Genomic DNA, 13,699 nt, shown 5'->3' on the forward strand with positions numbered 1-13,699 from the left:
ATGACGCCCGGCGAAAACGGCCCGAGCACGCCCGAGGACGACGACCCGTTCGGCTATCTGTACGCCGACGGCCAGGCCAGAGGCGCCCAGCCGCCGTCCGGCGGTTACGGCTACCCGGGTTCGGTCAGCAGGGTGCGTACGGTCGGCGAGCGCCAGTACGGCCAGCAGCAGCCGCAGTACGGCCAGCAGCAGCCGCAGTACGGCGGCCCGCAGCAGCAGGGCGCCTACGGTCAGCCGAACGCCCACTACCAGGCCCCGGAGACCCTCCCCGGCGGCGCCCCGACCAGCCGGCAGTCGCCCGTGCCCGCCCCCGGCCGCCGCGGCCCGAACACCAAGGGCCTGCTGATCGGCGCGATCGCGGTGGTCGCCGCGGTCGTCATAGGCATCGGCGTCTCGATGCTCGGCGGCAACGACGACAAGAACACGGGCAACCAGGCGGGCACGACGCCGACCCAGTCCCAGAGCCAGGGACCGAGCCCGTCTGCGAGCAACTCGGCGGCCAGTGCCTCGATGCAGTCCGACGCCTCGGCGCTCACGCCGGCCGGCGGTGCGGCGAAGGCTACTGACGTCAAGGGCGCGAGCTCCTCCGACGGCAGCTACATGACGGGACTGAACACGCCCGGCGCCTCGCTCACCTGGAACGTCAACGCCCCGGCGGACGGCACGTACACCGTGTTCGTGTACTACAGCGTGGCCGGCCCCGACCAGTCGATGACGGTCAGCGTCAACGGCACCCCGTTCGGCAGCAAGCTGAACCTGCAGAACTACCGGCACGCCAAGGACGGCGACTTCGCCAACGGCTGGACCAGGACCTATGTGTGGCCGACCCTGAAGCAGGGCTCCAACACCATCTCCATCTCCTGCGGTTCCGGAGACCAGTGCAACGCCCTGATCAGCAACGTCAAGCTGAAGCAGGGTCAGGTCAAGAAGGACAGCTAGGCCGCGCTGACCACCCCGGTCACCGCCACCCGCCCCCGCAGCTCCTCGTACACGGCGGGGTCGAACTCGCCGGCGGCCGGGGCCCGTACGGTCGCCGCCGACAAGGCGACCGCCCGGGTCAGCCGGTCCGGCCACGTCAGGCCCTCCACGAGCCCCGACAGCAGGCCCGCCACCGCCGAGTCGCCCGCGCCGGTCGGGTTGCCGAGTACGCGGGCCGGTGGGGCGGCGCGCCAGCGGCCCTCGGGGGTGACGGCCAGCAGGCCCTCCGGGCCGAGGGAGGCGACCACCGCGTGGGCGCCGCGGCGGCGGGCGTCCTGGGTGGCGCGCAACGGTTCGTGGGAGCCCGTCAGTTCGGCCAGTTCGTCGGCGTTGGGCTTGATGAGGTCGGGGCGGGCGGCGACCGCGCGGCGCAGGGGTTCGCCGCTCGTGTCCAGCAGGACGGGGACCCCGGCGGCGCGGGCGGCCCGGACGAGGTTCGCGTACGCCCCCACCGGCACGCCCGGGGGCAGGCTGCCGCACAGGGCCACCGCCGAGGCGCCCGCGAGCAGTTCCTCGTAGCGGTCCAGGAACGCGCCCCACTCCGCCGGGGCGATCAGCGGGCCCGGTTCGTTCAACTGGGTGGTGTCGCCCGACAGTTCGTCCACGACCGCGATCGTGCGCCGGGTCGCCCCCGCGACGGGCACCAGCGCGTCCGTCAGACCGGGGACGTCGGCGAGCCGTTCGCGTATCCCCCGGCCCGTGCCACCGCCCGCGAACCCCGTGACCGTCACCTCGTGCCCGAGCCCGGCCAGCACCCGGGCCACGTTCACGCCCTTGCCGCCGGGACGCTCGATGACCTCCGAGACCCGGTGCGAGGCGTGCGGGCGCAGCGACCGTACCCGGTAGGTCAGGTCGAGAGCGGTGTTCAGCGTGACCGTGAGGATCACCCGGGCCGACCTCCCTCGAAGTCCTGTGGCACGTCATCGCGCCCGACATCGGTTTCCGGGGGCACGATCATGCCAAAGAGACGGCGGTCCGCCCAGTCACGAGTCGGCCGCCGTCCAGGGAAAAGACGGGCAGATCAGGCCAGTTGGGGCGGGATCACCACCCACTCGCCCCGTCGCATCACGCCCTTGAGGCCGAAGTCCGCGTCCAGCACCAGCAGGTCGGCGTCCTTGCCCGGCTCCAGCGAGCCGATGCGGTCGGACAGGCCGAGGAGGCGAGCCGGGTTGGCGGACAGGGCCGTCACCGCGTCCTCGACCGACAGCCTGTCGACGGTCACCGCCCGCTTGAACGCCCGGTCCAGCGTGAGCGTCGAGCCCGCGATCGAGCCGCCCTCCACCAGCCGGGCCACCCCCTCGCTGACCTCGACCTCCAGGGGGCCCAGCATGTAACGGCCGTCGCCGATGCCGGCCGCGTCCATCGCGTCGGTGATGAACGCGACCCGGTCCGCCCCCGCGTGGCGGAAGGCCAGCTCCAGCGCGGCCGGGTGGAGGTGGGTGCCGTCGTTGATCAGCTCGACCGTGACCCGCTCGTCCTCCAGCAGGGCCGCGATCGGGCCGGGGGAGCGGTGGCCGAGGGCCGGCATGGCGTTGAAGAGGTGCGTGGCGACCGTGGCGCCCGCGTCGATGGCCTCCACCGTCTGCTCGTACGTCGCGTCCGTGTGCCCGATCGCCGCGATCACGCCGTGCTCGGCGAGGAGGCGTACCGACTCGATGCCGCCCGGCAGTTCGGTCGCGAGGGTGACCATCTTCGCCCTGCCGCGCGCCGCGTCGATCAGCTTGCGGACCTCGGCCGGGTCAGGGTCGCGCAGCAGGGCCTCGGAGTGCGCGCCCTTGCGGCACGGCGAGATGAACGGTCCCTCGAAGTGGATGCCCGCGATCTCGCCCTGCTCGGCCAGCTCGCTCAGCAGCCCGGCCTGGCGGACCAGCAGGTCCATCTCGTCGGTGACGGTGGAGGCCACCAGGGTCGTGGTGCCGTGCGCGCGGTGGGTGCGGAGGGCCGTCATGATCTGGTCCGGGGTGCCGGAGAAGGAGGCTCCGCCGCCGCCGTGGTTGTGGATGTCGACGAAGCCGGGGACCAGCCAGTGGCCGGTCAGGTCGATCACCTCGGCGTTCCCGGGAGCGGCGGCCGCGATCTTCGTACCCTCGACGACCACGCGCCCGTCGTCCACGACTCCGGTGGGCAGCACCACCCGAGCACCGGTGAGAACCAAGCTGGGAGCCATCAGGCGGTTACCTCCGAGGGGTCGGTGGGGTCGGTGGGGGCGGAATCGGCGTCGGCGGTGTCGAGGAGCTCGCGGGCCAGCAGGCCCGCGCCCAGGCAGCCGGCGGTGTCGCCGAGGGCGGCGGGGACGATGGCCGGCAGTTTCTGGAAGGTGACCCGCTGCCGGACGGCGTCCCGCAGGGGCTGGAACAACACTTCCCCCGCCTCGGCGAGACCGCCACCGATGATCAGGGTGCGTGGGTCCAGCAGGGTGAGCGCGGTGACCAGGCCGTCGGCGAGCGCGTCGACCGCTTCCTGCCAGACCCGGACGGCGTTCGGGTCACCGGACGCGACGGCCTTGGCGCAGTCGGCGGCGTCCGCGTCCGGGTCCCCGCAGGCCGCCGCCCAGGCCTCGCTGACGGCGGACGCGGAGGCGTACCGCTCCAGGCAGCCGTGCTGCCCGCAGGGGCAGGGGGTCCCGCCGGGGCGTACGACCACGTGCCCGATCTCTCCGGCGAAGCCGTGCGCGCCCGCCTCCACCCGGCCGTCGATGCCGATGGCGCCCGCGATTCCGGTGCCGAGCGGCACGAACAGGAACCGGTCGGCGCCCCTGCCCGCGCCGATCCGGCCCTCGGCGAGGCCGCCGGTGCGCACGTCGTGGCCGAGGGCGACGGGGACGCCGAGGCGCTCGCCGAGCAGCGCGCGCAGCGGTACGTCCCGCCAGCCGAGGTTGGCCGCGTAGGAGGCGATGCCCCGCTCCTCGTCGACGATGCCGGGCACGGCGATACCGACGGCGGCGGCCGCCTCGCCGTAGCGCTGCAGGCCGTACGCGCGCAGCTCGGCGGCGAAGCCGAGGATCGTCTCGACCACCGCGTCCGGTCCGCGCTCGCGTCCGGTGGCGCGGCGGGCGCGGTGGAGCAGTCCGCCGTCGTCGCCGACGAGGGCGGCCTTCATCCCGGTACCGCCCACGTCCAGGGCGATGACATGTCTCACCACGGGCCCTAGTGTGACCCTCCCACCCGCGAGAGGTCTAGTCCACTCACGTGGTGTAGACCTTACGTGTCCATATGTTGAACGGTCAGACAGCAGGGTTGGGGCGTTGAGGTTGCGTCGGCGTACGGCAGGAACGATCGCGGTGGTGTCCGCACTGGGCATGACGGCGGTCCTCGGCGGCTGCGGGAGTACGGGCTCCTCCGACGTCACGTTGAGACTCGTCGCCGCCGACTACGGCGACTCTCCCGCCAACAGCTCCCGGAAGTACTGGGACACCCTGGTCAGGGAGTACGAGTCCCAGCATCCCGGTGTGAAGATCGACGTCAGCGTGTACTCGTGGAACGACGTCGACGCCAAGGTCAAGGACATGGTCGCCGCCGGCCACGCCCCCGACCTGGCCCAGATCGGCGCCTACGCCGACTACGCGGCCGCCGGCAAGCTCTACCCGGCCTCCGACCTGCTCTCCATACGGACCCAGGCCGACTTCCTCTCCCAGCTCTCCGACGCCGGGCAGTGGAACCACACGCAGTACGGCATCCCCTTCGCCGCCTCCACGCGCGTGCTCTTCTACAACCAGACCCTGTTCGCCAAGGCCGGCATCACCCCGCCCACCACCTGGGACGAGCTCGCCGCCGACGCCAAGGCGCTCAAGGACAAGGGAGTGAAGTACCCCTTCGCGCTGCCGCTCGGCCCCGAGGAGGCCCAGGCGGAGACCATGCAGTGGCTGCTCAGCGGCAGCAGCGGCAACAACGGCGGCAGCGGCTACACCGACGACATCGGCACCTACACCATCGACTCCGCGCAGAACGTCCAGACCTTCACCTGGCTCAAGGACGACCTGGTCGACAAGGGCCTGACGGGCCCGGTCCCGCCCGGCAAGCTCAACCGGGCGACCGCGTTCGCCGCCTTCGCCGACGGTCAGGTCGGCATGCTCAACGGGCATCCCACGCTGATCCAGCAGGCCGGGAAGAAGGGCGTGAAGTTCGGCATGGTGCCGATGCCGGGGCGCACCGGCAGGGCCAGGGCCTCCATGGGCGTCGCCGACTGGATGATGGCCTTCAGACAGAACGGGCACCGCGACCGGATCGGCGACTTCCTCAACTTCATATACACCCGGAAGAACGTCCTGGCCTTCTCCCGCGAGTACGGCCTCCTCCCGGTCACCGGCTCCGCGTCCAACGCCATGAGCGCGTCGGACTCCGCCCCCGACAAGGCCCTGCACCCCTTCCTCGACGAGCTGCCCACCTCCGAGCTGTACCCCGTCGGCAAGACCTCCTGGGCGTCGGTCAGCGCGGCCGTGAAGCAGGACATCGGCCAGGCCGTCGCCCCCGGCGCCGACCCCGCCGGCGTCCTGACCCGCCTCCAGGCGATGGCTACGACGGCCGACAGCAGCGCGAAGAACTGAGCGCCGCTGTCAGTCCCCACCGCTACGGTGACGGCATGGAACTAGCCCCCCGCGAACAGGCCATCCTCGCGCTGGAGCGCCGCGGCTTCCCCGGCCCCGGCGCCAAGGAACGAGCGATACGCGAGGAACTGGGCCTGTCCCCGGTCCGCTACTACCAGCTCCTGAACGCGTTGCTGGACGACGAGCGGGCACTGGCGGCGGACCCGGTGACGGTGAACCGCTTGCGGAGGGTGCGGGACTCCCGGCGGACGGAGCGCTGAACCGGCGGCCGCCCAGCTGCGTGGGTGCCCGTTCGGCCGGCCGAGACGGGCGGGTGGGGAACGGAGTCCCAGGAGTGAGTCCGGCCGAGCCTGGATAGTGTCGCTGTATGCATCCTCTGCCGACCCCAGCCACTCGGCCCGGCCGGGACGGACTCGCCGCGCTCCTCGCCAAGCCGAGCGCCGCGACTGTCGGTCTGGACTTCGACGGCACGCTGGCACCCATCGTCGCCGACCCCGAGCGGGCCCGCGCCCACCCCGAGGCCGTACCGGCCCTCGCCGCACTGGCCCCCAAGGTGGCGTCCATCGCTGTGATCACCGGCCGCCCCGCCGGCGTCGCGGTCCGCTACGGCGGCTTCGCCGGCGTCCCCGGCCTGGAGCACCTGACCGTCCTCGGCCACTACGGCGCCGAACGCTGGGACGCGGTCACCGCCACCGTCACCGCCCCGCCCCCGCACCCCGGCGTCGCCGCGGCCCGCGCCGAGCTGCCGGGCGTGCTGGACCGCGCCGGCGCCTGGCACGGCACCTGGGTCGAGGAGAAGGGCCGGGCGGTCGCGGTGCACACCCGCCGCGCCGACGACCCGCAAGCCGCGTTCGAGGCCCTGCGCGGCCCCCTCACCGACCTCGCCGCCCGCCACGGCCTGGTGGTCGAACCCGGCCGGCTGGTCCTGGAACTGCGCCCGCCGGGCATGGACAAGGGCGTGGCGCTCGCCGACCACGTCCGCAGGACCGGCGCCGAGTGCGTCCTCTACGCCGGCGACGACCTCGGCGACCTCCCCGCCTTCGCCGCCGTCGAGGAACTCCGCGCCGAGGGCCTCCCCGGCCTGCTGGTCTGCAGCGGCAGCACGGAGGTCACGGAGCTGGCCGACCGCGCGGACGTGGTGGTGGACGGCCCGGCCGGCGTCGTACACCTGCTGCGGACCCTGGCAGCTCAGCTGGACCGAAGCTCCTCCAGCGCCTGAAGCTGCTGAAGGAACCACTGAGCGGGCGGCAACGCGGTGGCGGCCGCCGCCAGCCGCTTCGACCGCTCCGCCCGCTCGCCCGCCGGCATGGTCAGCGCGGAGTGCAACGCGTCGGCCGTGCCCCCGATGTCGTACGGGTTCACCACGAGCGCGTCGGTGCCCAGCTCCTCGTACGCCCCCGCCTCCCGCGACAGCACCAGCGCACAGCCCTCGTCGGAGACGACCGGCACCTCCTTGGCGACCAGGTTCATGCCGTCCCGGATGGGGTTGACCAGCGCCACGTCGGCGAGCCGGTAGGCGGCCAGGGAGCGGGCGAAGTCGTCCTTGACATGCAGGACGACCGGCGTCCAACCGGGCGTGCCGTAGGCCGAGTTGATCTGCTCCGCCACCCGCTGGACCTCGGCGGTGTAGTCGCGGTACACGGCGAGGTCCTGCCGCGACGGGTAGGCGAACGCGAGATGCACCACCCGTTCACGCCACTCGGGGTGGTCGTCCAGCAGCTGCCGGTACGCCAGCAGGCCGCGCACGATGTTCTTGGACAGCTCGGTGCGGTCGACGCGCACGATGGTGCCGCGGCCTTCGCCGATCTCCTCGCGCAGGGCCGCCATCCGCTCGTCCACATCGGGTTCATGGGCCCGCTTGCGCAGGAAGTCGGCGTCCGCGCCGAGCCCGTGCACACCGACCCGCACGGCCGGGGCCCCGGGTCCCAGTACCGCGTGACAGCACTCCGTGAACGCGTCCGCCCAGCGCCTGGTCAGGAATGCCGCCCGGTCCGCGCCCAGGATGCCGTTCAGCAACTCGGCGGCGATGTCGTCGGGCAGCAGCCGGAAGTACTCCGGGGGCGCCCACGGCGTGTGCGAGAAGTGGCCGATCCGCAGGTCGGGGCGGAGTGCGCGGAGCATGCCGGGGACCAGGCACAGGTGGTAGTCCTGCACCAGCACCGCCGCGCCCTCGCCCGCCGCCTCGGCCAGTGCCTCGGCGAAGGCCCGGTTGTAGGCCTCGTACGACGCCCACTGCCGCCGGAACTCCGCGTCGAAGACCGGTTCCAGCGGGGTCTGGTACAGCATGTGGTGCACGAACCACAGCACCGAGTTGGCGATGCCGTTGTAGGCGTCCGAGTGCACCTGCGCGTCGATGTCCAGCATCCGCACCCGCTGCCCGGCGGTGTCCTCGCCCGGCAGCAGCCCGCCGCCCGCACGCCGTACGGCCTCCCGGTCCCCGTCGCCGAGCGCCGCGCACACCCACAGCGAGTCCGTGTCCGGCCCGATGGCCGACAGCCCCGAGACCAGCCCGCCGCCGCCCCGCTTGGCGCGCAGCGAACCGGCCCCCTCCTCGTCGTCCACCGTGTACGAAACCGGGCCGCGGTTGGACGCGACCAGCACCTGAGCTCTCTCGGCAGCACCGTGCGTGGAAGCCATGGTCCTCAACCTAGCCCGGCCCGGAAACGCTCAAACGTACGGCCACGTCCGGCACGCCGACGTATACGACCCCGCGGCCGGTTCACGCCACCCTGCGCTCGGCGTACTCCGCGATCTCCACCATCGGCGGCCGTTCCTCGGTGTCCACCGAGTAGGTGCGCGGCTCGAAGCCCTCCTCGCCCCGCTCGAACTGGGTGAGGGAGGGGCGGATCAGATGGCCGCGGGCCAGCCGGAGCTGGGCCGTGCGGTAGATCGCCGCGGCCATCCGGCCCAGCGCCTGCCCGTCCTGGTGGCGGTGCTTGCGCACGCCCACGTCCACCTGTGCCAGCGCGTCGAGACCGACCAGGTGCAGGGCGTCCACCAGCATGCCCAGCTCCACGCCGTACCCGACCGGGAACGGCAGCTGTTCCAGCAGCGAGCGCCGGGCCGCGTACTCGCCGCCGAGCGGCTGGACGAAGCCGGCCAGCTGCGGCCAGTGCATGTTCAGCAGGGGGCGGGCCATCAGCTCGGTGACCCGGCCGCCCTGACCGGTGGCGCCGCCCAGCGGGCGGTCGTACATGCCCTTGACCAGGTCCACCCCGGGCTCGGTGAGCAGCGGGCCGACGATCCCGGAGACGAAGTCGGAGGAGAACTCCCGCAGGTCCGCGTCGATGAAACAGACGATGTCCCCGCTGGTGGCCAGGAGCGAGCGCCACAGCACCTCACCCTTTCCGGGGACGGCGGGAATGCGGGGCAGGATCTCGTCCCGGTGAACCACCCGCGCGCCCGCGGCGGCGGCGACCTCGGAGGTGCGGTCGGTGGAGCCGGAGTCGACCACCACGATCTCGTCGACGAGGGGGACCTGCTCGACGAGGTCGTGCCGGATGACGGCGACGATGTCGCCGACCGTCTCCTCCTCGTTGAGCGCGGGCAGTACGACACTGATCGTCTGGCCGGTGCGCTGCTTGGCGCACAGGATCCGGTGGAGCGGGCGATCGGCCACGGACCAGGAGCGGGTGGCCAGCCAGCGCTCGACTTCTTCCAGCACGGTCTGCGGCTCCTCACTGTTCGTGATCGCACGGGCTGCACCGTGTGATCCATCTCGCGGTTCGGACGACTATCTCAACTCTCCTGGCCTTCGGTTACAGTCTTGAACAACGCCGATGACCATCGCATGTCGGGGGTCGGAGCGCGTTCACAACCGCATACCGCTCATCCAGAGGGGCAGAGGGACACGGCCCGATGAAGCCCCGGCAACCCTCCAGTCGGTACTCGTAGATCGGCCTGATCAGGCTCGATCGCTCCGCGAGGCTCCCGGCTAGGGAAGGTGCCAAATCCGTCTCACGGCGAGGTGCGTCGTGAGGAAGATGAGGAGAAAGGGCCTCGCCTCCATGGCTGTGCAGACAGTTGCAAGCTCCACCGATTCCACCGTAGACCTCGGTCCCGCCGCGGCCCTGAGCTGTCGCGAGTGCGGTCACCGCGTCCCCCTCGGTCCGGTGTTCGCCTGCGAGGAGTGTTTCGGTCCGCTGGAGATCGCCTACGACTTCTCCGCCTACGACACCGAAGAGCTGCGCCGCCGTATCGAGTCCGGCCCCGCGAACATCTGGCGGTACGCGCCGCTGCTGCCGGTCCCGGCCGACGTGGCCGACAAGCCGAACCTGAACCCGGGCTGGACCAAGCTGGTCAAGGCCGACAACCTCGCCCGCGAACTCGGCGTCACCGGCGGCCTGTTCGTCAAGGACGACTCCGGCAACCCGACCCACTCCTTCAAGGACCGCGTGGTGGCCCAGGCCCTGGAGGCCGCCCGCGCCTTCGGCTTCACCACCCTGTCCTGCTCCTCCACCGGCAACCTCGCCGGTGCCGTCGGCGCCGCCGCGGCCCGCGCCGGTTTCCGGTCCTGCGTGTTCATCCCGCACGACCTGGAGCAGGGCAAGGTCGTCATGGCCGCGGTCTACGGCGGCGAGCTCGTCGGCATCGAGGGCAACTACGACGACGTCAACCGCTTCTGCTCCGAGCTGATCGGCGACCCGGCCGGCGAGGGCTGGGGCTTCGTCAACGTCAACCTGCGGCCGTACTACGCGGAGGGCTCCAAGACGCTCGCGTACGAGATCTGCGAGCAGCTCGGCTGGCGGCTGCCCGACCAGATCGTGGTCCCGATCGCCTCCGGCTCCCAGCTGACGAAGATCGACAAGGGTCTGCAGGAGCTGGTCGGGCTCGGCCTCGTCGAGGACAGGCCGTACAAGATCTTCGGTGCGCAGGCCGAGGGCTGCTCGCCGGTGTCGACCGCCTTCAAGGCGGGCCACGACGTCGTACGGCCCCAGAAGCCGAACACCATCGCCAAGTCCCTCGCCATCGGCAACCCTGCCGACGGGCCGTACGTCCTGGACATCGCGCGCCGCACCGGCGGTGCCGTGGAGGACGTGACGGACGGGGAAGTCGTGGACGCCATCAAGCTGCTGGCCCGCACCGAGGGCATCTTCGCCGAGACCGCGGGCGGTGTGACCGTCGGCGTCACCCGCAAGCTGGTCAAGGACGGCGTCCTGGACCCGACGAAGACCACGGTGGTCCTGAACACCGGTGATGGACTCAAGACGCTGGACGCGGTGGCCGGCACCGGCCTCACCGCCACCATCCGACCGACCCTGGACTCCTTCCGAGAGGCTGGCCTCGCATGAGCGTGACCGTTCGCATCCCGACGATCCTGCGCACCTACACGGGCGGGCAGGCCGAAGTGGCCGCCGAAGGCGGCACCCTCGCCGAGGTCATCGCCGACCTGGAGAAGAACCACACCGGGATCGCCGCGCGCGTCCTGGACGACCAGGGCAAGCTGCGCCGGTTCGTCAACGTGTACGTCAATGACGACGACGTCCGCTTCGAGCAGGGACTGGAGACCGCCACCCCGGACGGCGCGGGTGTCTCCATCATTCCGGCCGTCGCCGGCGGCTGATCGTTACCTTGGGTAACTTCGGTTACGCATTGTTCATCGAATTGCCTCCTCCGTGAGAGAAGCGGAGGGGGCAATTCTGTGTGATTGAGCGCGGTAGAGTTGGGGAACGCGCTCCGGGACCAACCGGTCGGGGGCCTTGTATTCATGCCGCACACCCGACAAGAAGTAGCCAAAGTCGACGTGTTTTATGCGGCTTTTGTGGTGATTTGAGGGGCCCGACTTGCCCTGGAGTCGGGTGAATTCTCACCACATTCCGGACCGTTCCCGTCCAGAATTCTCGTCCGATTGACCTGTTGCAGACGGCAGTTGGACAGATACATTCAGCCGCGGTCGACGCGTTCCGGCGCACGCCCCCGACCGATGGGGGGTGAGGTCTGACCCGGGTCCGCGAAGTGTGGATCTGTGCAAGGGCCAGTAATAGGGGAGTTAGGCATGGCTCAGGGCACCGTCAAGTGGTTCAACGCGGAGAAGGGGTACGGCTTCATCGCGGTCGACGGTGGTGCGGATGTTTTCGTCCACTACAGCGCGATCCAGATGGACGGTTACCGCACCCTGGAAGAGGGGCAGCGGGTCGACTTCGAGATCTCGCAGGGCCAGAAGGGCCCGCAGGCGGACATGGTCCGGCTGGCGACCAGCTGAAGCACGCGTCGACTGACAGCGACGTTCTTCTGTTCATCTTTCGAAGGGCCCGTACCTCCTGGGGTGCGGGCCCTTCGGCCTGCCCGGGGCCGCCTGTTCGCCCGCGGCCGAGTGCCCCTCCGGCAGGCCCGGGGCGCTTGCACTCGGGCATGCCGAGTGCTAATCATTGGCGTTAGCACTCTGAAGGTGAGAGTGACAAAGAAGGACCGGGTCGGTGAGGTGCGCGGGCCACGTGGGGCAAGGAACCACAGGCCGGCGAACCGTCCGTCGCGGGCGCGGGCGCGGTCCGAAGGAATCACCCCCAGTCCTGGAGGGACCACTTCACATGGCCAAGATCATCGCGTTCGACGAGGAGGCGCGGCGCGGCCTCGAGCGCGGCATGAACCAGCTCGCGGACGCCGTGAAGGTGACGCTCGGCCCCAAGGGCCGCAACGTCGTCCTCGAGAAGAAGTGGGGTGCCCCCACGATCACCAACGATGGTGTCTCCATCGCCAAGGAGATCGAGCTCGAGGACCCGTACGAGAAGATCGGCGCCGAGCTGGTCAAGGAAGTCGCCAAGAAGACGGACGACGTCGCCGGTGACGGTACGACCACCGCGACCGTGCTCGCCCAGGCCCTGGTCAAGGAAGGCCTGCGCAACGTCGCCGCCGGTGCCAACCCGATGGCCCTGAAGCGCGGTATCGAGAAGGCCGTCGAGGCCGTCTCCGCCGCCCTGCTGGAGCAGGCGAAGGACGTCGAGACCAAGGAGCAGATCGCCTCCACCGCGTCCATCTCCGCCGCCGACACCCAGATCGGCGAGCTGATCGCCGAGGCCATGGACAAGGTCGGCAAGGAAGGCGTCATCACCGTCGAGGAGAGCAACACCTTCGGCCTGGAGCTCGAGCTCACCGAGGGCATGCGCTTCGACAAGGGCTACATCTCCGCCTACTTCGCGACCGACATGGAGCGCATGGAGGCGTCGCTCGAGGACCCGTACATCCTCATCGCCAACTCCAAGATCAGCTCCGTCAAGGACCTGCTCCCGCTCCTGGAGAAGGTCATGCAGTCGGGCAAGCCGCTGCTGATCATCGCCGAGGACGTCGAGGGCGAGGCCCTGTCGACCCTGGTCGTCAACAAGATCCGCGGCACCTTCAAGTCCGTCGCCGTCAAGGCCCCGGGCTTCGGCGACCGCCGCAAGGCCATGCTCGGCGACATCGCCATCCTCACGGGCGGCGAGGTCATCTCCGAGGAGGTCGGCCTCAAGCTGGAGAACGCGACCCTGGACCTCCTGGGCCGCGCCCGCAAGGTCGTCATCACCAAGGACGAGACCACCATCGTCGACGGTGCCGGCTCCTCCGAGCAGGTCAACGGCCGCGTGAACCAGATCCGCGCCGAGATCGAGAACAGCGACTCGGACTACGACCGCGAGAAGCTGCAGGAGCGCCTGGCGAAGCTCGCCGGCGGTGTCGCGGTCATCAAGGCCGGTGCCGCCACCGAGGTGGAGCTCAAGGAGCGCAAGCACCGCATCGAGGACGCCGTCCGCAACGCGAAGGCCGCCGTCGAGGAGGGCATCGTCGCCGGTGGTGGCGTGGCCCTGCTGCAGGCCTCCCAGGTCTTCGAGAAGCTGGAGCTCGAGGGTGACGAGGCGACCGGCGCCAACGCCGTGCGCATCGCGCTCGAGGCCCCGCTGAAGCAGATCGCCGTCAACGCCGGCCTCGAGGGCGGTGTCGTGGTGGAGAAGGTGCGCAACCTGACCCCGGGCCACGGCCTGAACGCCGCGACCGGCGAGTACGTCGACCTGGTCGCCGAGGGCATCATCGACCCGGCGAAGGTGACCCGTTCCGCGCTGCAGAACGCCGCCTCCATCGCCGCGCTGTTCCTCACCACCGAGGCCGTCATCGCCGACAAGCCGGAGAAGGCCGCCGCGCCGGCCGGCGGCGGCATGCCGGGCGGTGACATGGACTTCTGATCGACCTGACGGTTGATCACCTGTCCTT

The 13,699-nt window shown here is 70.9% G+C and carries 13 protein-coding genes and 1 riboswitch; of the genes, 8 read left to right on the forward strand and 5 right to left on the reverse strand.

The features are described from left to right. Positions 1-939, forward strand: coding sequence for a carbohydrate-binding protein (locus ACWDEN_RS02670; RefSeq protein ID WP_351601576.1), 939 nt, complete (start codon positions 1-3; stop codon positions 937-939). On the opposite strand, the gene ACWDEN_RS02675 is transcribed toward ACWDEN_RS02670, so the two are convergent. The 3 genes from ACWDEN_RS02675 to ACWDEN_RS02685 form a co-directional block, all read right to left on the reverse strand. Continuing rightward, positions 936-1,865, reverse strand: a complete 930-nt coding sequence (locus ACWDEN_RS02675) for a 1-phosphofructokinase family hexose kinase (RefSeq protein WP_450856840.1) — start codon at positions 1,863-1,865, stop codon at positions 936-938. The genes ACWDEN_RS02670 and ACWDEN_RS02675 overlap by 4 nt on opposite strands. A gap of 134 nt (positions 1,866-1,999) precedes the next feature. Next, complete coding sequence (gene nagA / locus ACWDEN_RS02680; protein WP_450856842.1) at positions 2,000-3,145, reverse strand: N-acetylglucosamine-6-phosphate deacetylase; 1,146 nt, start codon at positions 3,143-3,145, stop codon at positions 2,000-2,002. After that, on the reverse strand, positions 3,145-4,116 hold the full coding sequence (locus ACWDEN_RS02685; protein WP_450857015.1) for an ROK family protein: 972 nt from the start codon (positions 4,114-4,116) through the stop codon (positions 3,145-3,147). The genes nagA and ACWDEN_RS02685 overlap by 1 nt, the downstream gene beginning before the upstream one ends. Before the next feature lie 112 nt (positions 4,117-4,228). On the opposite strand from ACWDEN_RS02685, the gene ACWDEN_RS02690 reads away from it, so the two are divergent. From ACWDEN_RS02690 to otsB, 3 genes are all read left to right on the forward strand, one after another. Next, positions 4,229-5,521, forward strand: a complete 1,293-nt coding sequence (locus tag ACWDEN_RS02690; RefSeq protein ID WP_450857017.1) for an extracellular solute-binding protein — start codon at positions 4,229-4,231, stop codon at positions 5,519-5,521. Positions 5,522-5,556: 35 nt separating this feature from the next. Further along, on the forward strand, positions 5,557-5,781 hold the full coding sequence (locus ACWDEN_RS02695; protein ID WP_351601564.1) for a DUF3263 domain-containing protein: 225 nt from the start codon (positions 5,557-5,559) through the stop codon (positions 5,779-5,781). A gap of 107 nt (positions 5,782-5,888) precedes the next feature. Beyond that, the gene (gene otsB / locus ACWDEN_RS02700) at positions 5,889-6,740 is read left to right on the forward strand and encodes a trehalose-phosphatase (protein ID WP_450856844.1); all 852 of its coding nucleotides are present in this window, start codon (positions 5,889-5,891) and stop codon (positions 6,738-6,740) included. On the opposite strand, the gene ACWDEN_RS02705 is transcribed toward otsB, so the two are convergent. After that, entirely contained in the window at positions 6,710-8,158 is a 1,449-nt protein-coding gene (locus tag ACWDEN_RS02705) for an alpha,alpha-trehalose-phosphate synthase (UDP-forming) (RefSeq protein WP_351601558.1), read from the reverse strand. The genes otsB and ACWDEN_RS02705 overlap by 31 nt on opposite strands. Before the next feature lie 82 nt (positions 8,159-8,240). Then, a complete protein-coding gene (locus ACWDEN_RS02710) occupies positions 8,241-9,185 on the reverse strand; it encodes a glucosyl-3-phosphoglycerate synthase (protein ID WP_351601555.1) in 945 nt (314 codons plus the stop codon). Between the two features lie 161 nt (positions 9,186-9,346). Then, a riboswitch (SAM riboswitch) is annotated at positions 9,347-9,511 on the forward strand. 17 nt (positions 9,512-9,528) lie between these two features. Here ACWDEN_RS02710 and thrC point away from each other — a divergent pair. From thrC to groL, 4 genes are all read left to right on the forward strand, one after another. Beyond that, the gene (gene thrC / locus ACWDEN_RS02715) at positions 9,529-10,812 is read left to right on the forward strand and encodes a threonine synthase (RefSeq protein WP_450856847.1); all 1,284 of its coding nucleotides are present in this window, start codon (positions 9,529-9,531) and stop codon (positions 10,810-10,812) included. Beyond that, a complete protein-coding gene (locus tag ACWDEN_RS02720; RefSeq protein ID WP_069780187.1) occupies positions 10,809-11,084 on the forward strand; it encodes a MoaD/ThiS family protein in 276 nt (91 codons plus the stop codon). Before thrC ends, ACWDEN_RS02720 begins: the two co-directional genes overlap by 4 nt. A 432-nt stretch (positions 11,085-11,516) precedes the next feature. After that, positions 11,517-11,723: a cold-shock protein gene (locus ACWDEN_RS02725; RefSeq protein WP_019057200.1), complete on the forward strand. Its 207-nt coding sequence runs from the start codon at positions 11,517-11,519 to the stop codon at positions 11,721-11,723. A 325-nt stretch (positions 11,724-12,048) separates the two neighbouring features. Next, a complete protein-coding gene (groL, locus tag ACWDEN_RS02730; RefSeq protein ID WP_228624502.1) occupies positions 12,049-13,671 on the forward strand; it encodes a chaperonin GroEL in 1,623 nt (540 codons plus the stop codon). Positions 13,672-13,699: the final 28 nt, after the last annotated feature.

The sequence above is a fragment of the Streptomyces sp. NPDC001153 genome, from assembly GCF_053598315.1.